This is a genomic window from Bradyrhizobium sp. UFLA05-125, assembly GCF_059803515.1.
In genome coordinates this window covers 1-556 of record NZ_JBANBJ010000191.1, presented here as the reverse complement: position 1 = coordinate 556, position 556 = coordinate 1, and the positions used below count along the sequence as shown (strand labels likewise).

General features: G+C 61.7%; 1 pseudogene. It reads left to right on the top strand.

Going from position 1 to position 556, the window contains the following annotated elements:
• Window positions 1-556: pseudogene (locus SO156_RS45885) on the top strand (5-methyltetrahydropteroyltriglutamate--homocysteine S-methyltransferase); the annotation flags it as partial.

Below are 556 nucleotides of genomic sequence, written 5' to 3'. Positions count from 1 at the left end.
GCGACACACACGACGCGAGTTGCGGTCACGCCCATCATGGCCATGGCGCGACAGCACAGGAAATGACCAAGTGGTTCGACACCAACTATCACTACATGGTTCCGGAGTTTCACAAGGGTCAGACTTTCAAGCTCTCCTCGCGTAAGGCGATCGAGGAATATGACGAGGCAAAGTCGCTCGGCTATCAGACGCGCCCGGTATTGGTTGGCCCGGTCACCTTCCTGAAGCTCGGCAAGAGCCATGATGCAGCCTTCGATCCGGTCTCGCTGCTCGATGGCCTGCTGCCAGTCTATGTCGAGGTTCTCCAGGAGTTGGCGAAGCGTGGCGCCGAATGGGTCCAGATCGATGAACCCTGCCTGGTGCTCGACCTCAGTGGCACCGAGCGGAACGCGCTTCAGCGCGCCTATGCGCGCTTCGCCAAGGACGTGCCCGGCATCAAGATCATGCTCGCCACCTATTTCGGCGCGATCGGCGACAACCTCGCGACCGCCCTGTCGCTCCCGGTCGCCGGCCTGCACGTCGATCTCGTCCGCGCTCCACAGCAGCTGAGCCAGAT